This window comes from Kitasatospora sp. NPDC056327 (assembly GCF_042261735.1).
Classification (GTDB): domain Bacteria; phylum Actinomycetota; class Actinomycetes; order Streptomycetales; family Streptomycetaceae; genus Kitasatospora.
The window spans coordinates 53,369-78,221 of the sequence record NZ_JBHJRC010000007.1; the positions used below are offsets into that span (position 1 = coordinate 53,369).

Sequence of the window (24,853 nt, forward strand, 5' to 3'; positions counted from 1 at the left end):
CGAACAGCACCCGCCGGGCGGTCACGTCGGGGCCGCCCCCGGCCACCGGCCGGGTGACGGGTTCGGAGCGGGCCAGCACCGGGGCGTCGTCCCAGCGGCGGACGAAGCCGGCGGTGTGGTCGGGCTGCTGCTCGGCCGGCCGGTGGACCAGCACCCGGCCGTCGCGGACCAGGCCCTCGACCCGGACCCCGTCCACGTCGGTGACGACGTGGCGGGTGCGGCGGTCCTCCAGCAGCACCTCGCGGCGGGGCCGGCCGTCCAGCAGCGCGGGCTCCACCCGCTCCGCCACCGTCCGCCGGGTCCAGTGGTCGGGGTAGAGCACCGTCTGCGGGCCGTCCGCGGCGCGGTGCCAGCGGCCGGGGAAGTCGGCGAGCGGGGAGTCGGGCGGCACCGACGGGTCCAGGTACCAGGTGTGGGCGCGGCGGGTGCCGTTGGGGTGCGGCGCCCCGACCGTCTCGGTCCGCACGCCGTGCAGGTCGCCCGCGGCCGGGTCGACCCGGTGGTGCAGGGGCGTCAGCGCGCGCCGGTCGCCGAACCCGGGCGGCGCGGCGGGTCCGCCCGGCCGCGGCGGCAGCGGCCGGCGCGGGGCGTAGGGCGGCGGCGCCTCGTCGCCCTGGCCGTGGTGCGGGCGGAAGCCGGTGACCGCGCCGTCGCGCTGGGTGCCGGTGATGACCACGCCCGCGTACTCGCCCATCCAGAGCGGCGAGGAGGCGTCGGTGCCGTAGCGCCGGGAGTCCAGGTGCGCCTGCTCGACGGCGTAGAGGATCTCCTCGGTGCTCCAGTGGCGGGGGAAGAAGGTCCGGTCCGCGCCGCCGGAGCCCGCCGGGGCGGGGAGGCTCACGGTGTCGTTCGGGTTGGTGCGCAGCTGCCCGGCGTACGCCCGGTCGACGGAGGGGCGCAGCACCGAGCCGCCGGTGCCGTCCTCGCCGCCGGGGCCGTAGAGGGCGGTGTCGCGGACCCGGTCGGTGATCCGGGGCGGGGCCGCGGCGGCGTTCGGGGCCGCGGCGGGGGGCGTCCGGCCGGGCGCGGGGTCCGGGGTGCGGTCGGGGGCGAAGGCCTCGTCGACGGCGGCGCCCGCCGCGCGCAGGCGGCGGGGCCAGTCGGCGGTGCGCTCCGTGCCGGTGGCGCGGAGCTGTTCGAGCGGCCCGTCGTGCAGACCGAGCACCCGGCCGATCTCGTGGCCGATCACCTGCCGGCCGGCGCGAAGACCCCAGTTGGCCTCGTCCTGGCGGACGGTGCCGGGGTGCAGCCGCACCGTGTGGTCGGCGGCGCCGGGCGAGTCCACGAACTCGACCCGCACCTGGAGGCGGTTGCCGTCGGGCAGCCGGTGCCCGCCGTTGTAGCCGGCCCCGGCGACGGACTCGTGGACGCGGTCGCGCAGCGCGGTGACCCGCCCGGCGTCGGCCGCGGGCACGTCCGAGGCGTCCAGGTGCACCCGCAGGACGAGTTCGGTGACCGGGTCGCCGTTGAGCAGGCGGCCGCGCCGCACCTCGTACGGGCGCAGCGGCGAGGGCGCCTCGCCCTCCGCCCGGGGGCCGGCCGGCGGGCGGACCCGCCGGGTGTCGGGGTCCGGCCGCAGCTCGGTGCGGGAGTTGGGGTCCACCGGGGCCACCGGGGCCGTGACGGCCTCCGGGTGCGGCTGCACCGGGGCCGGCTGCTCCGCGTCCTCGCCTCCCGGGCGGAGCGGGGCGTGCCGCTGCTCGGGGACGACGTGCTGCGCGCTGCGGAGCTGCGGCGGGTAGACCGGGTCCCCGAGGACGGTGACGCCGATGACGCGGTACTCGCCGTCGCGCACGATCCGCAGGGTGACGCCGGCGTGCTCCAGCACGTCGACCGTGATGTCCTCCGGCCCCCGGGGCACCTGCCGGTCGCGGCTGGTGTAGCTGCCCCGGCCGACGGCCTGGCCGACGAACTCGAAGGCGTCCGCGCGGGACCAGGCGGCGGGCAGGCCGGAGTGCGCCGGCAGCCAGCTGTCGGCGAGGGCGAAGTTCCCCGCCGAGGAGGGGTGGTCCTGCGTCCACCGGCTGACCGTCTCCGGGCGCTCGGCCGTGCCGGGGCTGTCCGGGGCGCGCAGCGGCACGGCGGCGGGGCGCGGGCCGCCGTGCGGCGCCCAGCCCTCGGCCGGGGACTGCCCGCCGACGTAGTCGGCGACGTCACGGAGCACGGTGAAGGAGTTGTCGAGATCCGGCAGCAGGGTCCGCAGCGGGAGGCCGGCGGCCGGCACGTCGGCGGTGACGTCCACGGTGCGGTGGCCGGGCCCGTCGTGGTCGACGAAGTCCACCACGACCCGGACCAGGCGGTCCTGCGAGTCGCGCGCGCCGTGGGAGAAGCGGTCGGCGGCGGACTGCACGGCGGCCCGGTAGGCCCCGGTCTGCTCGGGCGTGGCGTCCGCCGGGAGGCGCAGGCGGACGGGCACGTGCAGTTCGAGGCCCTGCTGCCCGGCGGCGAACCGAACGTGGCGGACCGTCAGTTCGGCGTCCTGGACGCCGTACACCACCGGGGCCCCGGTGGCCGAGCGCTCGACCACCTCGGTGTCCCGCCAGTGGGTGATCGGCTGGTCGGTGGCGGGGCGGTGGACCAGGTGGACGCCGTTGCGGGTGATGCCCTCGATCCGCACGCCGTCGTGCTCGCCCACCCAGTGCTCGGCGCCGCCGGGCTCGGGCCGCCGCTGGGTCGTGCCCCGGTACGCGGCGTCGACGGCACGGCGGACGGCGGCCGGGCTCCAGCTGTCCGGGTACATCGTGTGCGGGGCGTCGTCCGCGCGGCGGAACCAGCGGGCCTTGAAGTCCGCGAGCGGCGCCTCCGGGCCGACGGTCGGGTCCAGGTACCAGACCCGGGCCCGGTAGGTGCCGTTGTCGTTGCTCCCCTCCGGGGTGGGCTCCGCCCGGACGCCGTGGACGGCGGAGACCAGCGGATCGGGCCGGCTGTGGACGCCGGTGAGGGCCCGGCGGTCGCCGAACCGGACGTGGTCCTCCCCGAGCAGGTCGAAGCGCCGGTCGGCGAGGTCGGGCGGCCCGAAGGCGGGGACCGGGACGCGGTCCTGGTCGGCGGCGGGCCGGAAGCCGGTGAACTCCCCCTTCACCACGGTGCCCTCGATCCGGATCCCGCCGTACTCGCCGGTCCAGTGGTGGGTGCCGTACCGCTCGGTGACCCGGCCGGTGCGCACGGCGCTCTGGTAGGCCTGCTCGGCCGCGTAGGCGGCGTCGTCGGACGACCAGTGCCGCGGGAACATGGTGCGGGTGACGGTCCACTCCGAGCGGGCCGGGCCCGCGAACAGGGTGCCGGCCGACTCCACGTGCTGCACCGGGACCGGCGCGGTCTCCGTCACGCGGAACGTGCCGTTGCGGTGCTCCGAGCCCTCGACCACCACCGGGCGCGGCCGGTCGGATCCGGCCTTCGGGTACAGGTGTCCCCCGGAGCCGTCGGAGCGGCCCTCCAGCACCCGGCGCAGGACGTCCTCGCCCAGGCCCGGGCGCCGCGGCGGGCCGCCCGCCGCGGCCGGTCCGCCGGGCGTGCCGAGCGCCGAGTCGACCACCGAGCCGAACTCGCGCAGGTAGCGCGGCGGCAGGCCCTGCAGGGGGTTGCGGGCCGAGCGGGCGTCGTGGCGGTCCATGTCCAGCAGGAAGTGGCCGAACCCGTCGCTGCTCTGCGCCGCCATCAGCGCGCCGTCCTGGTGGACCGGCCGCGCCCGCCACGCCGCCTCGCGGTACTCGTCCGGCAGGCCGAGCGCGTGGCCCAGCTCGTGGGCGAGGGTGAACTCGTCGGTGCGGAGGTTCCAGTCGTGGGAGGTCTCCCGGGGGAAGTCCTCGTGCACCTGGACGACGTGGTGGGCGCCCGCCGGGTCGTCGGTGAAGAGCACCTCGACCCGCAGCAGGTCGCCGCCCGGCAGCCGCTGGCCGCGGTTGAAGTGCACGCCGACGCCGCGCGCGGCGCGCTCGTGCAGCGCCTTCAGCCCGGCGTCCAGCTCGGACTTCGGCAGGGTCACGGCGCTGGTGTCGAGGTGGACCCGCAGGCGCAGGACGGTCTCGGTGTCGCCGTCCGCCAGCAGCACCCGGCTGACCTCGAACGCCATGCCGTCGCGGGCGCCGATCGACCGCCGGAAGGCGTCCGCCGGGGGTGTGACCTCGGCGGTGGCGAGGACCCGGCGCGGCCCGGCCGGCACCGGTTCGGCCGCGGCCTCGGCGTCGCCGGGGCGGACCACGAACCCGGTGATCCGGTTCCCGGACACGGTGGCCCGCACCAGGGAGCCGGCGACCGTGCCCTCGAACACGGTGCCGGGCCCGTCCTCGTGCAGCCGGGGCACCACCTGGACGCCCTCCGCCCGGCCGGTGGCGACCAGGTACGCCGCGTACCGGCCGTCGTCGGCGGTCCAGTGCGGGGGCAGGCCCTGCCCGGTCCGCTCCCAGGCGCCGTCGGCGAAGACGGCGCGGACGGGCGCGAGGTTCTGCGCCATCGCGTCGGTGACGCGCGGCGGCCCGGCCGGGTCGGGCGTCCCGGGCTCGCGCAGGCTGCCCGGCACGGGGTCCGGCAGCGGCACGCCCAGCGGGGTGCGGGGCAGGCCCCGGGCGTACAGCTGGGCCACCAGCTCCAGGTCGTGGCCCGCACCCGCGTCGAGCAGGTCCTTGACGTGGTCGGCCAGCCGGGGCTGCGCCCCGGCGGCGACCCGGACGCTGGAGAACGCCCCCTCCGGGCTGTCGGTGAACTCCAGCCGCAGGCTCACCGGCGCGAACGGGGACTGCTCGCGCACCAGTTGGTCGGCGGCCTCCTGGAGCCGCCGCCGGTGGCCGGCGAGGTCCGCGGCGGTCATGGCGTCGCCGGGGGCCAGGTGCAGACGGACGCTCACCTCCAGGCCGTCCTCCCGGGTGTTGAACAGCACCCGGCGGACCGTCACCTCCCGGCCGGCCCCCACGGTGTGGGTGCGCGACTCGGTGGCACGGGCGACGACCTCGGTGGGCAACCCGTCGTCGTGGGTGCCCTGGCGCCAGGGCACCTGCTGGTCGAGCGGCCGGTGGACGAGGACCTGCCCGTCCCGGACCAGCCCCTCGACCCGGACGTCGAACGCCTCGCCGACGACGTGGAAGGTCCGGCCGTCGGCGAGCGGCACCCGCCGGCCCGGGTGGGTCAGCAGGGCGGTGTCGGCCACGACCTGGATCTCCCCGGCCGACCAGACCTCCGGGTAGTGCACCGGGTCCGGCGCGTCCGCGCGCCGGCGCCAGCGGCTCGGGAAGACGGCGAGCGGGGAGTCCGGCGGCAGGGAGGGGTCCAGGAACCAGACCCGCCGCCGGGTGGTCCCGTTCGGGTGGTAGGCCGCCGGCGCGTCCGTGCGGACGCCGTGGCCGGCCGCGGCTCCGGGGCCGGGGACCAGGTGGACGCCGTCGAGCGAGCGCCGGTCGCCGAACTCGCGCGGGCGGCCGAGGTCGTCGGGGCCGGGCGGCGCGGGCCGCTTGGGCGCGTACGGGGGCGGGGTGAGCGCGCCCTGCTCGTCGACGGGCCGGAACCCGGTGATCACGCCGTCCTGCTGCTCGCCCGCGATCCGCACGCCCGCGTACTCGCCCTCCCAGTGCGGGGCGTCCGGGCTGCGGGTGCGGGAGTCGCGGAAGGCCTGCTCGGCCGCGTAGACGGCCTCGTCGGCGGTCCAGTGCGCGGGGAAGAAGGTCCGGCCCGGCTCCCCGCTGCCATCCGCCGGGTCCAGGTGCACGGTGCGGTTGGGGTTCTCCCGGAACTGCCCGTCGGTGTGGGCCAGACGGACGCTGGCGCGCAGCAGGTGCCCGCCCGCGCCGTCCGGGCCGTCGGCCCCGTACAGCGAGGTGGTGCGGACCGCCTGCGGGACGGCCGGCCGCTCCGGGAGGGCGAGCCCGGCACCGGCGCCGAACGCTTCGGCGAGCGCCGCGCCCACGGTGCGCAGCCGCTGCGGCGGCGGGCCGCCGGCGGAGCGGTCGGTGCCGCCCTCGCGGTACACCTCGTGGGAGTCCTCGCGCAGTCCGAGGATGCGCCCGATCTGGTGGCCGAGGACCTCGCGGTCGGCCGGCAGGCCCCAGTTCGCCTCGTCCTGGCGGACGGTGGTGCCGTGCAGCCGGATCGTCTGGTCCGCGGTGTCGGGCGAGTCGGTGAACTCGACCCGCACCCGCAGCACGCTGCCGTCGGGCAGCCGGTGGCCGCTGTTGTAGGCCTCGGCGACGCCCTCCCGGGCGCGGCGCTGGAGGGCGGCGACCCGGTCCGGGAACTCCTGGACGCGCGCCGTGTCCAGGTGCAGTTTCACGACGAGTTCGGTGGCCCGCTCCCCGGTGGGCAGCGTGCCGTACCGGGCCTCGTAGGAGCGCAGCGGGGAGGGTGCCACGCCTGCGGGGAGGGGGCCGGCCGGCGGGCGGACCACGGTGGGGACGTAGCCGGGCCGCAGGTCGGAGCTGCCGGGCGGCGGCACGTGGTGCACCGGCGGGGGGACGGGGACCGGGGCGGGCGCGGGCACCGGGACCGGCACCGGGACCGGAGCGGGCTGGTCGGCGTCCACGGGCCGGGGCCGGGACTGCTGCTGGGGCGGGCCGGCCTGGTCCTGCCGGAGCAGGGGGTTCGGCGTCGGCCACGCGCCGTCCTCGCCGTCGTCGCCGTCCCGCCGGGGTGCCGTCGGCACCAGGAGGTCGTCGTCCGGCCGGCTGCGGGGGTTCCCCTGGCCGGCGAGGAGCGAGGCGAGGCTCTCGGTCGGCCGCGGGCCGCGGAGGACCGGCTCTTGGACGTCGTGGCGGCCCGACTCGTCGGTGCCGGCCGGCGGACGCGGCGGGGCGGGCGGGGCCGGGACCTGGGTGTGGTCGGCGGCGGGGTGACCGCCGCCGGAGGAGGTGACCGTCACCGGGCGGGGGAGGTCACCGGTGGCCGGGGCCGTCGCGGAGGCGGTGGCCCCGGCGGCCTGGCGCCGGCCCGCGGTGAGGTCGTCGTTCCCCTCGGTGCGCCGGCGGGGGGCGGCCGGCGCGTCGCCCGAGGACTCGGTCGACACCGGCGGCACCGCGCCCCTGCGCGGCTGGGCGCCCTTCTTCGGCGCCTCCTGGCCGGACGTCTCGCCCGGCTTCCGCTCGGCGGGCTTCTGCTCCTGCGCCTTCTGCTCCTGCGGCTTGGTCTCCGGTGCCCGCTGCTCGGACTCCTGCGGCCGCGGGGTGAGGACCGCCGCGGCGTCGTCCGACTGGACCTTGACCGGAGCCCCGGAGTTCTCGTCGCCGCCCTTCGCGCCCTTCTTCTCCGGCGTGCCGACGGGCTCCTCGTGGAGCGTCGCGTCGTCGTCGCTGACGGTCCGGGCGCGCTCCGCCGCCCTGGCGGCCAGATCGGCGGCGTGCTCGTCGGCCACCAGGTCGACGTAGGGCAGCAGTTGCTGCATCCACTCGGCCACCTCGGGGTCGGCCGGCGGGGTCTTGATGTCGACACCCGAGGCGTGCGACAGGCCCTGCGCGACGTCCTCCAGCGAGTTGACGCGGAAGCTCCGGGCGAACTCGAAGGCCTCCGGGTGGCCCATCCTGGGCACCGGGAAGGGCACGATCTTGCCGGAGGCCATGCTGGCGAGGGCGGCGAAGCTGATCGGGTGGTAGAGCGGGAAGTACTTGGACGCCCCGGCCTCGACCGCCTTGAACTGGGTCCGCTGGACCAGGTCGGCGTAGCCCTGCATCAGCGGCGCCGAGCCGAGGTGCATGACGTGGCCCATCATCGCGGTCATCATGCCGCCGACGAAGCTGCCCGCGGTGACGGTGAACTCGTGGTTCTCGCCGAAGATGAGGTTGTAGAAGCCCTCGCTGAGCACGTTCTGGGTGCCGGACTGGATGTAGTTGCCCAGCGCCAGTCCGAGGTTGAACATCTTGTTGCCCTGGGACATCCCGTCGGCGAGCTCCGGCAGGTGCTTGCCCAGCGCGTTGATCTGATGGGTCGTCAGGCCCTTTCCGGCACTGCCCTCCTGCTTGAGGACCGACCTGAGCGCGTCCTCCAGGCCCTCGCTGGCGGCGCCCCTGAGCGGGACGGTCTGCCGCATCTTGCCGACCCACTTCTCGGCGAACTTCTCGCCCAGCTCGCGGCCGAGCGCCCCGGCCTCCTTCTTCCCGAGCTGCTCGCCGAGGTGCTTGACGAAGGTCTTCTCCATCTCCTTGACGAAGGTGTCGCCGAGGCTGCCCTTGGTGGTCTTGCCGAAGCCCGCCTGGAGCTGCTCGGCGGAGGCCTCCATCAGGCCGCCGAGGTCCCGGGCGAAGGCGCGGGCCTGGGACTTCTTCAGCGCCTCGTCGGCGAGGCCCTTGGAGGTCTCCTTGCCGATCGTGCCGAGCGCGCCCTTCTCGCCGGACTTGGCGGCCGCCTCGGCGGCGGTCTTCAGCGTGCCCTTGAGGCTCTTCAGCTCGCCGTCGACCAGGTAGTCGCTGAGCTTGTCGGCGAGCAGCCGCCCGCTGCTCCTGCCGAGCAGGCGGCCCAGGAGCTTGCCCAGGCCGAGGCCGAACAGTTCGAGCGGGCCGCCCAGGACACCGCCGATGACGCCGAAGAGCACCGCCTGCTTGGTGTACTCCTTGTCGATCTCCTTGCGGTTGCCCTGACCGATCTGGAGGTTCTGGATGATGCCGTCCATCAGCAGACCGCCGACGATGCCCGAGAAGGTGTGCATCGCGATGGTCTTGAGCAGGTACTTCATCAGGGCCATCAGCGCGGCCTTGGTGAGCAGCTTCTTGAGCACCAGCCCGGAGAGGCTGGCGCCGAAGCTGAACGGCGCCCAGAAGATCGCCAGCGCGATCTCGACCAGCAGCTGAACCAGCTGGGCGATGGCCATCCACTTGGTGTACTCGACCGTGTTGGCCACCTCGCCGGCGCAGTCCGCCAGCGCCTTGGCGGTCTTGCCGGCCGCCGACACGTAGTCGTCCCCGCCGGTCCGGCCGATGAACGAGTTCATCTGGTAGGCGAACGAGGTGGCGGCCTGGCCCTTGAACTGCCGGGCGCAGGAGATCGCGACCTTCTCGATCAGCGCCCGCAGCTGGGGCATCTCCTTGGCCAGCTGCTCGTAGGCGTCGCGGACCTCGCGCAGGTCCCCCTCACGCACCTCCGGCCAGGGCATGCCGGTGATGATCGTGAAGAACCGTGCGGTCGATTCGTTGACCTCGATCGAGGAGTGGGCCACGGGGACTGCCTGCCGTTTCCGGTCGTTGCGCGGGGTCGGGCCGTCGGCTGCTGCTGGGTCAGAAGCCGTTGGCGAGGTCGCGGGCGTGGTCGCCCGCCTTGTCGAGGGTGTCGGCGAGGAGCTCTCCGTTCTCGCCGACCGAGCCCAGGGTGGAGCCGATCCTGACGATCAGCTCGTAGAGGTTCTTGGTCCCGTCGTCCACCTGGGCGTGGTACTGCTTGCCGATCTCGTCGTTGCCGCCCACCCGCAGGTTGATCTCGTTGATGTGGGTGGCCTCGGTGTTGAGCTGGGCGACGAAGTCCTTCAGCTCGAAGAACTCGGCGAAGCTCTTCTTGAGCATCGCCGTCTTGGCGGTGGTCCCCTCAGCCACGGAACTCCTCCTGCCTGCTCGCCCTGGCCTTCTTCTTCTCCTCGTCCTCGTAGCCCGGGGCCATCGCCCAGAGCGGTTCGAGGATCTCGTCCAGCTCGCTGCCGCCGGTCATCGAGAGCCGCAGCGTCTCGCCGATCCCGTCGAACCGGGAGATCCGCTCGGCGACCTGCTTGCCGACGTCGGCCCGGGCCTCGTTGAGGACGTCGGTGAGGATCTTGGCGAGCTCGGCGGGCGCCATCTCGCGGTAGGCGTTGGTGTGGAAGGTCATCGAGACGACCTGGCCCTGGGAGCCGACCTTGACGGTGACCATGCGGTCCTTGGAGGTGACCGAGCCGGTGAGCTCGTTCATCTCCTGCTGCATGGCCTCGGCCCGGGCCAGCTCGGTCTGCATGTCCGCCATCGCCTGGGCGATCTGGTCCGCGAACGGGTTGCTCATGCGCTTCTCCTGGTTTCTGCTCGTCGGGTACCGGCCGCGGTCAGCGCCCGATCACGCCTTCGACGGCACCGGACTCGGTGCCCCAGACCTCTTCGTCCTCCGCCAGCCAGGTGGTCCGGCGGCGGTCCTTGTCGTTGCCCGGACCGCCCGCACCGCCCATGCCGCTGCCCGGCGGCATCATCGGCGGCATCCCGCTGGAGGTGGTGGGCGTCTGGCGGCCGGTCAGGGCGGCCTGCTCCTGGGCCGCGGCGCGGGCGGCCCGCTCCGCGGCGGCGCGCTCCGCGTTGGCCTGGTCGACCGCGGCCTTGGTGATGGACGGGTCGCCGCCGGCGGCCAGGGCGCGGTTGCTGAGGCCGCCGCCCATCCCGGTGATCATCGGGCTGCCGCCGAGGCCGAGCGCGCCGCCGGCGCCGGAGCTGCCGGAGCCCAGGCCCATCGTGTTGTAGGAGAAGCCGCCGGCACCGAAGCTGTTGGGCGTCAGCAGGTCGTCGCCGCCGCCGGTGCCGCTGCCGCCGCTGCCGATACCGGCGGCGGAGTAGCGGTCGGCGAGGAGCTGCCGGTACTGCGTGACGGTGTTGCCCTGGCCGTCGCGCAGGATGCCGTCCGGACCGATGGTGTAGCCCGGGCCGGCCACCATGGGGTTGCCGGCGGAGTCCAGGACGGGGTTGCCGCTCTCGTCGACGATCCGGCCGTCCTTGGTGATCACCGAGCTGGGGGGCACGACCACCGGCCGGTTCGAACCGGGGCTGCCGGGCAGGAGGCTGTCGGGCAGGGGGCCGGTGTTGAGGCCGGGGAAGGGGTTGCCGATCAGGTCCGGTCCGCTCCCGCTGCCAGTGCCACCGGAGCCGGAGCCGCCGGAGCCGGAGCCGGAGCCGGAGCCGCCGAGGTTCAGGTTCGGGGTGTTCCCGCTGCCGCCGAGGTTGAGGTTCGGGGTGTTCCCGCTGCCGCCGCCGATGCCACCGATGCCGCCGCTGCCGAGGTTGAGGTTCGGCGTGTTGGCACCGGAGCCCCCACTACCGCTTCCGCTCCCGCCGCCGACGCCGGTGATGTCCTTGATGTTCGGGCCGCCGGGGAGGTCCTTGGTACCGGGACCGCCGCCGTCGCCGCTCCCCCCGCTGCCGGTGCCGAGCTCGTTGATCTTCTTGTTGAGCTCGTCGATGTTCTTGTTGGGGTCGTCCTTGGTGGGGTCCTTGGTGGGGTCCTTGGTCGGGTCGTCCGGGGCCTTCGGGTCGGGCATCATCAGCGGGAACGGCTTCAGCGGCCGGGCGGCGTTGCCGATGGACGTGTAGGCCTGGGTGAGCCCGGTCAGCACCCGGTCGGCTTCGAGGTCCAGCCACTTCACCACGTTGCCGAGCCAGATCTGCCGGGCCCGCTTGTCGACCTGCTTCCAGAAGTCGACCGACGTGGGGTCACCGAACGGCGCCCCGGTCACGGTGATCCGCAGGGAGCCGAGCACCCCTCCGGCCTCGATCTTGCCGTAGGCGTCGAAGGCGCCGTTGGCCGGGTCCTCCTTGCTGTGCCAGGTCGGGGTGCGGTCGCCGGAGTTGACGATCTTCAGCGTCGCGCCCTTGAGACCCTCCATCAGCGCCGCGGTGACCGCGTTGGTCGGCCAGGCCAGGGGCGATCCCCACCAGCCCTTGAAGCCCTCCCACAGCTGCCCCAGCTGGACCTTGACGCCCCCGTCCATCGGGCGCAGGAGGTTGTCCACGCCGGCCAGGCGGATCATCCGGTTGTCGGCGTCCATCTCGTTGCGGAACGCCAGCAGCAGGGTCCGCATGGCGTTCGCCGCGCTGCCCTGCCAGTCGCCGTCCTCGTCCCCGATGCCCTTGACCCACTCGGTCCCGATCGCGGTGATCCAGCCGTCGAGGAAGGAGCTGAAGTTCTTGAGGGTGTCGGCCGCACGGGTGAACACGGCCGGGTCGAGCCGGTCGTTGGCCTTGACCGAGCCGTCGACGAACTGCTCCAGCGGCTTGCGGCTGGCCGTCCACCCCGCGAACTTCGCGCCCGGTCCGTCGATGTTGGGGTACTGCACGCTGGTGCCGACGACGTAGCTCCCGTGCTTCACCGTCGAACTGCTGCCCTCGGTGTAGGTGAAGTACCAGGCCACCCAGCTGTCGAGCTTCACGTCGGTGCCGTCGCCCTTGACGCCCTGCCAGCCCGCGTGGACCACCTGCCGGCGGACGTCGGTGTTGATCCACGGCTTCTCGTCGTCGACCACGTCCCCGCGCTTGGTCGGAGCCTTGTCGGCCGTCGACCCGACGAAGGTCAGCGCGTCCTCCCAGATGTACACCATGGCATCCCCTCTCGCGGCCGTGCCCGACCTGACGTGGTGCGGGGCCGGCCCGGTGCCGGGCCGACTCCGCGGTGGCGGCGGTGTCCCGCCGGATTACTTGGTGCCGGTACCGGTTCCCGAGCCCGAGGTCAGGGTCCGGTTCGCCACCTTCATGAACTGCGCGTAGTCCAGGGACTCGTCCAGCGCGTTGTTCAGGTAGCGGTCGGCGAGCGAGAGGTCGACGATCAGGGTGTCGAACTGCTCGATGATCGTCCCCAGCATCTTGGCGATCGAGTCGTCGTACGTCTTGAGCGCGGTGGCCAGGGTCCCCGGCGCGGTGAAGTTCCCGGAGTTGTTGCCGACCAGGAACGGCGCGCTGCCGTCGGCGAAGGCCCGCAGCTCCCGCACCGGCACCGCCGTCAGGACGTCCGAGAGGAAGACCTTGATGGTCTTCTCCGGGAAGGTCGCCAGGAAGTTGTCGGTGATCTTGACGGTGCCGCCGTCGCCCTTGTCCCCGTTGTCGTCGTCCGCCACGACGGTCAGCCCTTGACGTGGTCGAAGTGGGTGCTGGCGCGCATGTCCGCGTCGTGGATCGCGTCGCGGATCTCGGTGAGCGCGGCCTTGGCGTTCTCGATCTTGACGGTCATCGACTTGTCGGAGGTCTCCAGCTGCCCCGCGAGGGCGTCGGCCGCGACCGAGAACGCACCGATGAGCTCGACGCCGATCTTGCTCCGGAGGTAGGTCTTGAGGTCCTCCATCTGGGCGTGCATGGTCTTGGAGTGGGCGTCGAGGTCGTTGATCGCGGTGTCGACGCCGGCGTAGTGCAGTGACATGTGCTCGGACATGGCGGTTTCCCTTCGGTTCAGGCGGTCGGTTCGGCGGGCTGCGGGGTCACTTCGGGTTCAGGACGCCCTCGACGTAGTCCGCGGGGCCGGTCCCGGTGCCGAGGCTGTTGTGCGCGACGTTCAGGGTGTGGTCGCCGGTGGCGGTGAAGATCTGGCTGGTGTCGCCGAACTTGCCGTGGAAGGCGTCGTAGTCGCGGCTGACCGCCGCGTACTGCTCCAGCCAGGAGTTGATGTTGTTCTGGAAGGTGGTGCTGGCCGCGCCCTCGAAGCTGTCGCGGATCGCCGTGTTGATGTCCTCGATGTACATGGCGGTGGCCTTCATCGCCTCGTACTTCGCCTCCACCTGGGTCCTGACGTCCTGCAGGGCCTGCTGGCTGACCGTCGTCTGCTGCTGGACCACGTGAGTACCTCCTCGATGCCGCCGGCCGCTGCCGGCCGGCGCGATTCGCCGCGGGCCGGTCGGAGCGGCCCGCCAGGGTGAACGGGACGACTCCGCCGGGTGGTTCACCCCCCGCGCGGGCGCCGCGGCTCACCGTGTGCAGCGGCCCTCGCCGGTGACCGCCGGCTGCACGATGCCGCCCGCCAGCGGCGCCGGGTCGAGGCTGGGTCCGGTGGGCAGCAGCGACAGCACCCGCCCGGGCACCGCCGTCGGCGCCGCCTTCGCGTAGCCGAGCCGCTCGGCCACCGCCTGCGAGGCCAGCGGGTACTTCACACCGGTGTCGGTGACGAGGTAGAGCGTGCTGCCGAAGCCGGCTCCGGACACCGCCCGGACCAGCGCCCCGCCACCGGGACGCACCGCGATCCGGTCCGCCGGGGTGCAGCTGGGCAGCACACCGGGCTGGAGCACCGGCGGCAGGCCCAGGACGGGGGAGGCGTCGAGCACGGAGACGTCCAGGTCCCCGCCGTCGGCGGCCGGCCGCAGCGCCGCGCACAGGGCCTGCTCGGAACGGGCCGCCAGCAGCGCCGGGGGGCGGCCGGGCAGGCCCTCGGGCGCGAAGGCCGCGGCGGCCGCGGCCGGGGCGGAGTGCGCGGCGAGGTCGGCCGCGCCGGCCGGGGCGGGCGCCACCTGGCCGTTGGCGTAGGCCTCCTGCTGGGTCCGCGGATCGCCCTGGAGCAGGGCGAACTGGGTGGCGGTGACCCCCACCAGCCCCTGCTCGGCCAGCACGTAGCGCTCGTCGTTGGTGCCGGTGAACAGCTGGCCGACCCGGGTGGGGCGGCCGGACAGCGCCGGGCCGTCCTTGCCCCGGCCGGGGACGTCCGGGGCGCGCAGCTCGGGCCCGACCGGGAAGGCGGCCAGGAACGAGGCGGTGACCGGGACGGGCGCGGCGGCGGCCCAGCCGAGTGCCCGGGCCGCGCCGCCCGCCGCGTCCACGGTGAACCGGCGGCCGTGCCAGAGCAGATGGACGGCGCCGTCCGGCCCGCCGACCAGGACGCCCTGCTCGCCGGCCGGGCGGCCGGTCTGCCGGGTGCCGATCGCGACCGAGAGCTGCGGGGCGGGCTTGGCCGGCACCGGGCCCGCGCTCGCGGTGCGCATCGTGCAGAGCAGCCAGTCGGCGCCGGCCGTGGCCGACGCCGTCGGCAGGCCGTCGGGGGCGCCGACGATGCCGACCGGGGTGCCGCGCGGGGTGCCGTCCAGCGAGCGGGCGGACACCTGGTCGACCTTCAGCTGGTCACCGGCCAGCAGCCTGGCGCTGGCCTCGTTGAGCACGGGGTGGAGCAGGCCCTGGGCGTAGACGTAGCGGGCGCCGCTCTCCTTGACCACCACCAGGGTGCCGGGCTGCTTCCAGCCGCGTGCGCCGCCGGGCTTGATCAGCCCGTAGACGCCGGCGCCGGCGCCGATCAGCAGGGCGACGGCCAGCCCGATCGCGGCGCCGCGATTGGTCCGGCCCACGGGGGTGTCGGGGGCGTCCGGCTCGGCGCGCAGGACGCCGGCGGCGACCCGGCTCATCACGAACAGGTGGGCCTGCACCTGGTCGCGTCGGGACTGCATGGCGGTGGTCCTCCTCGGTACGGGTGCACGGACGGGAGCGGCTGGTCGGGGCGGGACCGGCCGGGCCGGGCGGGCGGTCAGGCCGGCGGTCGGGCGGAGCGGTCGGCCGGCGCGGTCGGCCGGCGCGGTCGGCCGGCGCGGCCTCAGCCCGCCAGGCCGCGCATCGCCCCGTAGAAGCCGAACACCTGGAGCGCGAGCGGCAGCAGGGCGAGCGCGGCGAGCGAGTGCAGCAGGTCCCCGGCCCGGCCCCAGTAGGGCAGCAGGCGGCGGCCGGGCACCGTCCACGCCACCGCGCACAGGCCGGTGGCGGCGGCCAGCATCACGGCGAACACCACCAGCCGGGTGCCCGGGGCGGCGTCCCAGCCGGTCCGGGCGGCCAGCAGGCCGAGTCCCAGCGCGCCGGGCAGCAGCAGGGCGAGCCGCTGGCGCAGCCCGCCGATGTCGCGGGCGTGCAGCAGGAGCAGCACCGACAGGTCGGCGGCCATCGTCGTCGGGCCCCACCCGCCGTCGCGGGCCAGTGCCAGCAGCGAGACGGTGATCGCGCAGGCGCTGCCGACCGCGACGAAGAACCCGGCCAGGAAGCTGTCCGTGACCAGGCTGCGGGCGAGCACGTCCTCGGCGGGGAACGGGTCGATCTCCTCCTGGAGCTCGTCCGCGTTGCGGGGCAGCGCGGGAAGCCGCAGCCCGCCCAGCCTGAACGCCAGCGCGGGCACGAAGGCGCCGAACAGCACCGCGGCGGCGGCGACCGCCGCCGCGATGTGGGTCACCGGCGTGCCGGAGACGGCGAGCGCCCCGGCGGCCAGCGTGAGCGCGGCCGCCACCAGCAGCCCGGCGAAGAACGGCCCGGAGCCGACCAGCGCCAGCGCCAGCACGGTGGCGCCGACCGCCGCCGAGCCGCTCGCCAGCAGCCGGGCCGGGCCGGTGAGGCCGGGCACCAGGGCGGCGGCGGCGGCCGCGTGCGCCACACCGGCCGTGGCCAGCGCCGTGCCCGCCCTGGAGTCGCCGATCAGCCGCACCGCCGCCGTCCCGCCGGCCAGCAGCAGCACCGCGACCGCCGCCGCCGCGGCGCAGCGCGGGCCCTCCGGGCCGGGCAGGGCGAGCAGCAGCAGGCCACCGGCCAGCACGGCGACGGCCAGCGCGAGGGCGAGACGCCGGGTGACGGCGGGCCGCCAGGAGTCGCCGCGGGCCGCGGTGCCGGCCCGCACGCCGTCGACCAGGTCGTCGAAGTGCACCTCGGGCAGCGCGTCGCGGCCGGGGCGCAGGAACAGCTCCTCGCCGTCGGTGAGGCCGAGTTCCTCCAGGGTCTGCTCCTCGTCGAGGGGCTCGGCCCCCAGCCGCTGGAGGACCCAGCCGGAGTGCTCGGTACCGCTCTCCGCGACCTCCGGTCCGGCGTAGCCGAGGACGGCCGGCAGCAGGTCCGCGAGGACCACGTCGCCGGGAAGCGCGAGTTCGAAGGCGGTGCCGGGGGCGCGGAACCTCAGCCGTACCAGTCCTGTCGCCGCCGTGCTGGTGCTCACCTGTCGCGTCCTCCGTGGAATCGGCCTGCCGGTTCTCCCGTCACACAGGTACGGCCCGCACCGGGCGGGCGGTTCACCCGCGGACGGTTCACCCGCGGACGGGGCCGCCCCGCGGGCGTGGTGAACCGCCGGGGTCCCGCGGGCCGTAGGCCCGAGTGCGGTGCGGCCCGGGCCGTCGGGCCCGCGGCGACCGGCGCCGGCGGCGGCGCCGCGAGAGGAGAGCCCCGTTGAGCGTGGTCCTGGTCGATCGTCCGCCCCGGCGCCCCGGGCCGGCGATGCCGGAGGGCGAGCTGCAGTTGCAGGAGCCACCGGTGCTCCCGGAGCAGCAGAGCGGCATGTCCAACATGATCGCCATGGCGCCGATGGCGCTGAGTTCGCTCTCGATGGTGATGATCTTCCTCAACCCGCAGTCCGGCGGCGGGCCGCTGACCTACGTGGCGATGGGCATGATGGGCCTGTCCGCCGTCGGCATGCTGGTCACCCAGCTGATCCGCGGCGCCAGCGACCGCAAGCGCCAGCTGCGCGGCGAGCGCCGCGACTACCTGCGCTACCTCTCCCAGGTGCGCCGTCAGGTCCGCCGCCACATCGTCAACCAGCGGCTGGCGCTCGCCTGGCGCCACCCCGCGCCGGACTCGCTCGCCTCGCTCGTACGCACCTCCCGGCTCTGGGAGCGGCGCGCGGCCCACCCGGACTTCGGCGACGTCCGGATCGCCACCGGCTCCCAGCGCCTGGCGGTCAAGCTGGCCCCGCTGGCGACCCAGCCGGTGGAGGACCTGGAACCGCTCTGCGCGCACGCGCTGCGCCGCTTCATCCACGCCTACGGTTCCATCGCCGACCAGCCGATCGCCGTCCACGTGCGCGGCTACGCCCACGTCCTGGTGCGCTGCGAGCACCCCGTGCCGGAGGCCGACCCGGCGGACGGCGAGGACCTGGTGCCGCCCGCGCCCCCGGCCGAGCCCGCCGAGGCCGCGGACCCCGGCCCGGCCCGCGCACTGGCCCGGGCGATGATCGCCCAGCTCGCGTTCTTCCACGCCCCGGACGAACTGCGGATCGCGGCCGCGGTCGCGCCCGAGCTGCGCGGGGAGTGGGCCTGGCTGAAGTGGCTGCCGCACGCCCTGCACCCCACCGAGACGGACGGCGCCGGCCCGGTGCGCCTGGTCGCCGACTCGCTGCTGGAGCTGGAGCAGGTGCTCGGCCCGGAGTTCTCCGACCGGCCGCCCTTCGAACCGGAGACCCAGCCCGGCCGGGACGAGCCGTTCACCCTGATCGTCCTGGACGGGGTGAAGCTGGCCAGTGGCAGCCGCGCCCTGCTGGCCGGCTACCGCAACGCCGTGCTGCTGGACGTCTCCGGGGCGGTGGAGTGGAAGCACGCGCCGTTCCGGATGCGGCTGCGGATCACCGGCGACCGGCTGGACCTCGTCACCGCCGACCGCAACCGGCGCGACGAGTCCACCCCGCTCGGCCGCCCGGACGCCCTGGGCACGGCGGCCGCCCGCCGCTACGCCACCGCGCTCGCCCCGTACCGCCTCGGCGACGCGATGGACGTCTCCGAGCCGCTCAGCACCGACTTCGACCTCACCTCGCTGCTCGGCATCAACGACCTGTACCAGCACGACATCCGCCGCAGCTGGGCGGAGCGCCCGCGCGGCCGGCGGCTGCGGGTGCCGATCGGTGTCGGCGCGGACGGCAAGCCGGTCGAACTCGACATCAAGGAGTCGGCGCAGGGCGGCATGGGCCCCCACGGCATGCTGATCGGCGCCACCGGCTCCGGCAAGTCCGAGCTGCTGCGCACCCTGGTGCTGGCGCTCGCACTCACCCACTCCTCGGAGACGCTCAACTTCGTCCTCGTCGACTTCAAGGGCGGCGCGACCTTCCTCGGCCTGGACCGGCTCCCGCACACCTCCGCGGTGATCACCAACCTGGCCGACGAGGCCGCCCTGGTCGACCGGATGCGCGACGCCCTGCACGGCGAGATGAACCGCCGCCAGGAGCTGCTCCGCTCGGCCGGCAACTACAGCTCGCTGCTGGACTACGAGACCGCGCGGGCCGCCGGCACCCAGCTCGACCCGCTGCCCACGCTCTTCGTCGTGGTCGACGAGTTCAGCGAACTGCTCTCCGCCCACCGCGACTTCATGGAGCTGTTCATCATGATCGGCCGCCTCGGCCGCTCGCTGGGCGTGCACCTGCTGCTGGCCTCCCAGCGGCTGGACGAGGGCCGGATGCACGCCCTGGAGTCCCACCTGTCCTACCGGGTCGGCCTGCGCACCTTCTCCGCCATGGAGAGCCGCGGCGTGCTGGGCGTGCCGGACGCCTACCAGCTGCCCTCCCAGCCCGGCAACGGCATCCTGCGCAGCGACATCGCCACCCTCACCCGGTTCAAGGCCGCCTACGTCTCCGGCCCCTACCGGCGCCGGCGCGGCGCCGTCCAGCAGGCCGCGGTGGCCGGGCAGATCGTCTCCTACGGCACCGAGTACGTCGCGCCGCGCGATCCCGACCCCGAGGTGCTGGCCGCCGAGGAGGCCCGGGAGGCGGCCGAGGAGGACGCCCCGAACCTGCTCGACCTGGCGGCCGCGCGGATGCTCGACGCCGGACCGCCCGCCCACCAGGTCTGGCTGCCGCCGCTGGACACCCCGCCCACCCTGGACGAGCTGCTCCCGCCGCTCACCCCCGGCCCGCGGCACGGCCTGGCACCCGACGGCCGCCCCGCGGTCGGCGCCCTGACCGTCCCGGTGGGCGTGGTGGACCGCCCGTTCCAGCAGATGCGCGAGCTGCTGACGGCCGACCTGTCGGCGGCCGGCGGGCACGTCGGCATCGCCGGCGGCCCGCAGAGCGGCAAGAGCACCCTGCTGCGCACCCTGATCACCGCCCTGGCGCTCACCCACACGCCGCAGGAGGTCCAGTTCTACTGCCTGGACTTCGGCGGCGGCACGCTCTCCGCGCTGCGCGGGCTCCCGCACATCGGCGGCGTCACCGGGCGCCACGACCCGGAGCGGATCGGCCGCACCGTGGCCGAGGTCAACGGCATCATCGCCCGCCGCGAACTGCGCTTCGCCCAGTTGGGCGTCGACTCCATGGCGACCTTCCGCCGCCGCAAGGCCGCCGGGGACCCGGAGCTGGCCGACGACCGCCACGGCGACGTGTTCCTGGTCATCGACGGCTGGGGCACCCTGCGCCAGGAGTTCATGGAGCTGGTGGCCGCGCTGGCCCCGATCGCCTCCCGCGGCCTGAACTACGGCGTGCACCTGATGGTCTCGGCGGCCCGCTGGGCCGAGATCACCGCGGGTGTGCGCGACCAGTTCGGCACCCGTTTCGAGCTGCGCCTCGGCGACCCCATCGACTCCATGATCAACATGCGCGCCGCCGAGACCGTCCCGCACAGCCCGGGCCGCGGCCTCACCAAGGAACGGCTGCACTTCCTCAGCGCCCTCCCCCGGATCGACGGCCAGGGCGGCACCGACGACCTCGCCGACGGCATCGCCGACCTCGTCGACGCCGTCAACGAGCACTGGACCGGCCCCCGCGCGCCCGAGGTGCGGATGCTGCCGCTGCTGCTGGACGCCTCCGCGCTGCCCGCCCCCGAGGGCCGGCTGCGGATCGCCATCGGCATGGAGGACACCGCGATCGCGCCGCTGTGGCACGACTTCGAGGAGTCGCCGCACCTGCTGGTGGTCGGCGACAGCGAGAGCGGCAAGACCAACCTGCTGCGCCTGCTGGTCGAGGGCATCACCTCCGCCTACACCCCGGCGGAGGCCCGGATCATGCTGGTCGACTTCCGGCGCGGGCTCTACGAGTGCGTCCCGGAGGAGTACCGGCTCGGCTACGCCGTCTCGGTGGAGGTGCTCCGGCAGGTCGTCACCGGGGCCGCCCGGGCCATGGAGGCCCGGCTGCCCGGCGAGGACATCAGCCCGGCCCGGATGCGGCTGCGCGACTGGTGGACGGGCCCGGAGCTGTTCATCGTCGTGGACGACTACGACCTGATCCCCGGCCAGATGGGCAGCGGCCCGTTCGGCCCGATCCTGGAGCACCTGGCCCAGGGCACCGAGCTCGGCCTGCACCTGATCGTCGCCCGCTCGGCCAACGGCATCGGCCGCGCCTACAGCGACCAGGTGCTGCGGCGGCTCCAGGACGTCAACACGCCGGTCACCCTGCTCTCCTGCCCGCCGAGCGAGGGCACGCTGTTCGGCAGCGTCAAGCCGCGGGTTCTGCCGCCCGGCCGCGGACTGCACATCACCCGGCGCCGGACGGTCCAGGTGCAGACCGGCCTGATGCCCGACCCGGAGCCGGCCGAGCCGGAGGTCCCGGCGGGGCGGGCCTAGGGCGGTCCGCCGCCGGTCCGCCGCCGGTCGGCACCGGCCGCCCCGTTCACCGCGCCCGCCCCGGCGCCGGGCGCCCGGTGCCGGGGCGGGTGGGCCTTCCGGGGCCCCCGGCGGGCGTCCGGTGAACCGGCGGCGCGGCGGGGGCCGTAGTCCAGGACGATGAGCCCTTCCCGCACCGGTGCGCACCCCGACGATCCCGCCTCCCCGGCCGAGCCCCGCCGCCGCTTCGGCTTCCGGCGCGGGCCGCAGCGCGCCCTGCCCGCCGGCCCCCCGGCCGCCGCGGCCGAGCCCGTGCGCGGGCCGGCGCGGCCCGCCGGGGCGTCCGCCCTGCCGGTCCCCGCGCCGCGCAGGACGGCGCCCGCCCCCGGCGCGTCGGTGCTCCGCGCGGTCGGCCCGCACTTCGTGATCGCCGCGTCCACCGCCCGCGAGGACGACCTGGCGAGCGCGATCGGCGCCCTGCGGCCCGTCCCGGACGCGGTGGTGGTGGTCGCCGCCGCGCCCGACTCGGCCAAGGTCCTGCGCGACCGGATGGCCGACCTCGGGGTGATCGCCCGTGCCCGGGGCGCCGCCCACCTGGTGCTCGCCGCCTCCGGCCTGGCCGCGCTCGCGCCCAACGGCCGGCGGCCCGCCGAGGTGGTCGCCGAGCGCGCCGGGGTGCCGGTCGTCGCCCCCGACGGCCTGGTCGAGATCACCCCGACCGGCACCCTGAAGGTCAACGACCCCGAGGGCGCGATCGAGGCCTCCGCCTGGTGGCGCTGCGAGCCGGGCCAGGCCCCGCGCCGGCTGCACAGCACCCTCGGCACCGCCGCCCCCGGCGAAGCCCCCGCCCGGCCCACCGCGGCCCGCCCGGTGCAGGCCCCCGCCGCGGCCGCGGCCCCCAGGCCGGCACCGGCCCCCGCCCCGGCCCCCGCGGCCCGGGGCCGCGCCGACGCCGTACGGGTCCTCCGGCTGCCCGGCGGCTTCTGGCTCACCGACCCGGCCGACCGCTCCACCGCCCCGCTGCCCGACCTCGCCGCGGCCGCGGCGCCGCCCGGCAACGCCGTGGTGCTGATCGGCACCCCGGCCCGGCCGCTCCTGCTGCCCGACGACTTCGCCGAGGCCGTCCTCTCCCTGCCGCTCGGCGCCGACCGGCCCCTGGTCAGCGCCCCCTGGGCGGCCCCCGAACAGCTCGCCGCGCTCACCGGCGCGCTGGCCGCCCGCACCGCCCGGCCGGTGCAGGCCGCGATCGGCCTGCCCGTCCTCGGCCCCGGCGGGCCGACCTCGCGGATCATGGACCGCGACGGCCGCGCCGGGTGGGAGCCCTTCCTGCTCCGGCTGGCCACCGCCCCGGGCGCGCCCACCACCCCCGCCGCCTGGCGCAACGGCGGCGCCGACTGGCAGACGGACGGACCCGCCGTCTTCCGGGCCTTCCCGTACTGGGCGCTGGAGGCCGTCCCGGCCGGGCTCTGGCTGCGGCCCGAGCCCCCGCACGTGCTCACCCCGCGCTTCCGCCGGCCCGAGGCGGCCCGCCCCCTGCTGATCGTCGGGGAGCGCGACCGCCCGGTGCCGGCCGACGCCTTCGAGGAGCTGGGCACGCTCCTGGACCGGCTCCCGACCGTCGGTGCCGAGGGGTTCGGCCTGCTGGTCCACGGGCTGCTGGAGCCCGACGCCGAGCGGGTCGGGCGGTTCGTCGCGCGGATGCACGAGCTGGAGTGGCTCGGCGCCGAGCAGCCGCTGAACGGCCCGCCCGTGGTGGCGCCGGTGTCGTACGGCATCGGCCGCCCGGTCGCGGCGGCCCGGCGGCCCGCGCCGGGTGCGGTCGGGGCGGGCGTGGTCGGGGCGGGTTCGGCGGCGGCCCTGGGCGCGGGCCCGGGGGTCGGTGCGGCGGCGCAGGAGGCGCCGGCCGCTCTCGGTCCCGGCGCCGGCCGGGTGCCGTCGGCCCCCGAACCCGTCGCGCGCGCCGAGTCCCGGGCCGAACTGCCGGTCGGCCGCCGGGTGCCGCCGCCGGTCGGGGCCGGAGCCGCGAACCGGACCGAGGGCGGTGCGGAGCAGCCCCGTCACCAGATGCCGCCGGTCGCGGAGCCCGAGACCGCCCCGGCGACCGCGTCCGCGTCCGCCCCGGCCGCCGCGTCCACGTCCGTGCCCGTGTCCGGGGAGCCCGAGGCCCGGGGCGGGCTGCCGCCCGTGCGACGGATGCCGCCGGTCGCCGAACCCGAGCCCGAGAGCGGCCCCGGGCCCGCACCGGCGGAGCCCGAGGCCCGGACCGGGCCACCGGTCGTCCGCCGGATGCCGCCGGTCGCCGAACCCGAACCCGGGCCCGCGTACGGGACCGACACCGCTCACGGGAGCGGGGCCGCGCCCGACCCGGCCCCCGGGTTCACGACCGGGGCACCCGAGCCCCCGGCCGGTCCCCGCGCCGACCCGGAGCCCGACGCCGAACCGGCGCCGGTCCCGCTGCCCACGCCCGTCCGGGCCACCGCCGCCCCCGTCACCGGCAGCGCCGCCGGGTCCTCCGGCCCGCCCCGGCCCGGGCCGCTCGCGGGCGGTGCCCCGGACGGCGACCCCGCCGGTGCACCGGCGGTCCCGGCGGCCCCCGGCACGGCCGGACCGGCCGTCACCGGCGGCGGCGCACCAGTGCCGTTCAGGACGCCGGCGGTCCCGCCGGCCGGACCGCCGGCCGCCGGACCAGCGCCCACCGGGCCGGCGAGCGCCGAGCCGCTCCCGGCGTTCGAGCCGGTGGAACCGCCGGTCGGGACGCTGCCGCCCGAGGGGACCGCCGCCGAGGAGCCGACCGCCGGGGACCCGGCCGCCGGGCACGACCCGTCGGGCTCCGGCCGTCCCGGCCCCGGCACGGCCGCCCCGGCTCCGGACGGCGAGCCCGCCCGGTACTTCGGCCTCGACGACTCGCCGCCCCCGGTCACCTCGACGAGCACCGCCGAGCGCGACGCCGTCCGCACGCTGCTCGGTGACCACTACCACCGGTGCACGGGCCGGCTGGAGCAGCTCGCCACCCGTCTCCCCGGGCTGCGGACCACCTCCCAGGACGACTTCAAGCCCGACCTGGCCGCCGTCCTGCTCCACCACACCGACACCGGCATCCCCGCGTCGCGCGCCGTGCTGGTGGCCGCCGCAAGGTCCGGCGACCCGGCGATGCAGCCGTTCCTGCGCTGCCTCGGCTCCGGTCTGCGCCGGCTGCCGAGCCACCACGGCGCCGTCCTGCTCGGAGCCGGCGCCGGGCTGGACCCGGAGGCGGTCCTGTCCCACTACCCGACCGGCCGGCAGTTCCGGGAGCCGGCACCGCTGGCCGGCCTCACCGCCCCCGGGTCGGAGCTCCCGGGCTCCTCGGTGGAGTTCCTGGTCTGGTCGGCGACGGGCCGGCGCACCTCCGTCTTCGACTCCGCCGACGGACCGGCCCAGGCGGTGTTCCCCCCGGGGACGGCGTTCACCGTGGTCGGGATGGTGACGGCCGACGGCGACCGGCCGGCCTGCGTCCTGCTGCGCGAGTCGGGCGGCGACCCGTCCGAGCGGAACCGCAACGCCCTCTCCCGGCTGCGCGCGTGGCTGGAACGCCGGGCCGCGATGCCCCAGGCCGAACGGCCCCGGGCGGACGTCCCCGCACGCTTCCACCTCACCCCGGGCGTCGAACTCGACGAGCCCGAGGCCGAGGCCGAGGCGGCCGGCCTCGGCCCGGAGGAGTCCGGGGAGTCCGGGGGGCCCGGGGAGTCCGAGGGGCCGGGCTCCGACTGACCGGACGCCGTCGACCCGGCCCGGCCCGGCCCGCGATGCCCCCGCCCCGCCCCGGGGCCGTTCCGGGCCTGCTCCGGACGGCCGACGCGAGGGGACGTGCCGTTCCGGTGCGGCGGGCCGGGGCCCGGCGGCGGGTCGTGGGTGCCCGGACGCGCGGCGGGGGGGGGGGGGGGGGGGGCGGCCCCCCCCCCCCCCCCCCCCCCCCCCCCCCGGGGGGGCCCCCCCCCCCCCCGCGCCCCCCCCCCCCGGGGGCG

At 76.2% G+C, this 24,853-nt stretch carries 11 protein-coding genes (1 of these 11 only partly in view); 2 read left to right on the forward strand and 9 right to left on the reverse strand.

What is annotated here, in order from left to right:
* The 9 genes from ACFCX4_RS02185 to eccD all read right to left on the reverse strand — a co-directional run.
* The coding region annotated (locus tag ACFCX4_RS02185; protein ID WP_376138135.1) for an EndoU domain-containing protein crosses the window boundary (this coding region is incomplete at its 3' end): on the reverse strand, nt 1–9,127 show 9,127 of its 29,392 nt. The annotated region extends 20,265 nt beyond the left edge of the window.
* 58 nt (nt 9,128–9,185) lie between these two features.
* Complete coding sequence (locus ACFCX4_RS02190) at nt 9,186–9,497, reverse strand: hypothetical protein (RefSeq protein WP_376138136.1); 312 nt, start codon at nt 9,495–9,497, stop codon at nt 9,186–9,188.
* Nucleotides 9,490–9,933, reverse strand: coding sequence for a YbaB/EbfC family nucleoid-associated protein (locus ACFCX4_RS02195; protein ID WP_376138137.1), 444 nt, complete (start codon nt 9,931–9,933; stop codon nt 9,490–9,492). Before ACFCX4_RS02195 ends, ACFCX4_RS02190 begins: the two co-directional genes overlap by 8 nt.
* Before the next feature lie 40 nt (nt 9,934–9,973).
* Nucleotides 9,974–12,226 carry a hypothetical protein gene (locus ACFCX4_RS02200; protein ID WP_376138138.1) on the reverse strand — a complete coding sequence of 751 codons (2,253 nt, stop codon included), beginning with the start codon at nt 12,224–12,226 and terminating at the stop codon, nt 9,974–9,976.
* Nucleotides 12,227–12,319: 93 nt separating this feature from the next.
* Complete coding sequence (locus ACFCX4_RS02205; protein ID WP_376138139.1) at nt 12,320–12,739, reverse strand: hypothetical protein; 420 nt, start codon at nt 12,737–12,739, stop codon at nt 12,320–12,322.
* 5 nt (nt 12,740–12,744) lie between these two features.
* Entirely contained in the window at nt 12,745–13,050 is a 306-nt protein-coding gene (locus ACFCX4_RS02210; RefSeq protein ID WP_376138140.1) for a hypothetical protein, read from the reverse strand.
* A gap of 46 nt (nt 13,051–13,096) precedes the next feature.
* On the reverse strand, nt 13,097–13,450 hold the full coding sequence (locus tag ACFCX4_RS02215; RefSeq protein WP_376138141.1) for a hypothetical protein: 354 nt from the start codon (nt 13,448–13,450) through the stop codon (nt 13,097–13,099).
* 129 nt (nt 13,451–13,579) lie between these two features.
* Nucleotides 13,580–15,040 (reverse strand): type VII secretion protein EccB, encoded by a 1,461-nt coding sequence (eccB, locus tag ACFCX4_RS02220; RefSeq protein WP_376138142.1) that lies wholly within the window; start codon nt 15,038–15,040, stop codon nt 13,580–13,582.
* A 143-nt stretch (nt 15,041–15,183) separates the two neighbouring features.
* Nucleotides 15,184–16,557 carry a type VII secretion integral membrane protein EccD gene (eccD, locus tag ACFCX4_RS02225; protein ID WP_376138143.1) on the reverse strand — a complete coding sequence of 458 codons (1,374 nt, stop codon included), beginning with the start codon at nt 16,555–16,557 and terminating at the stop codon, nt 15,184–15,186.
* 275 nt (nt 16,558–16,832) lie between these two features.
* On the opposite strand from eccD, the gene eccCa reads away from it, so the two are divergent.
* Both eccCa and ACFCX4_RS02235 read left to right on the forward strand, forming a co-directional pair.
* Nucleotides 16,833–20,873: a type VII secretion protein EccCa gene (gene eccCa / locus ACFCX4_RS02230; protein WP_376138146.1), complete on the forward strand. Its 4,041-nt coding sequence runs from the start codon at nt 16,833–16,835 to the stop codon at nt 20,871–20,873.
* 159 nt (nt 20,874–21,032) lie between these two features.
* Nucleotides 21,033–24,599, forward strand: a complete 3,567-nt coding sequence (locus ACFCX4_RS02235) for a hypothetical protein (protein WP_376138145.1) — start codon at nt 21,033–21,035, stop codon at nt 24,597–24,599.
* Nucleotides 24,600–24,853: the final 254 nt, after the last annotated feature.

Excerpts from the sequence above, each read along its gene's own strand:
- ACFCX4_RS02200 (WP_376138138.1), bottom strand. The coding sequence starts at position 12,226 with ATGGTGTACATCTGGGAGGACGCGCTGACCTTCGTCGGGTCGACGGCC.
- eccB (WP_376138142.1), bottom strand. The coding sequence starts at position 15,040 with ATGCAGTCCCGACGCGACCAGGTGCAGGCCCACCTGTTCGTGATGAGC.
- eccCa (WP_376138146.1), top strand. The coding sequence starts at position 16,833 with ATGCCGGAGGGCGAGCTGCAGTTGCAGGAGCCACCGGTGCTCCCGGAG.
- ACFCX4_RS02195 (WP_376138137.1), bottom strand. The coding sequence starts at position 9,933 with ATGAGCAACCCGTTCGCGGACCAGATCGCCCAGGCGATGGCGGACATG.
- ACFCX4_RS02210 (WP_376138140.1), bottom strand. The coding sequence starts at position 13,050 with ATGTCCGAGCACATGTCACTGCACTACGCCGGCGTCGACACCGCGATC.
- ACFCX4_RS02235 (WP_376138145.1), top strand. The coding sequence starts at position 21,033 with ATGAGCCCTTCCCGCACCGGTGCGCACCCCGACGATCCCGCCTCCCCG.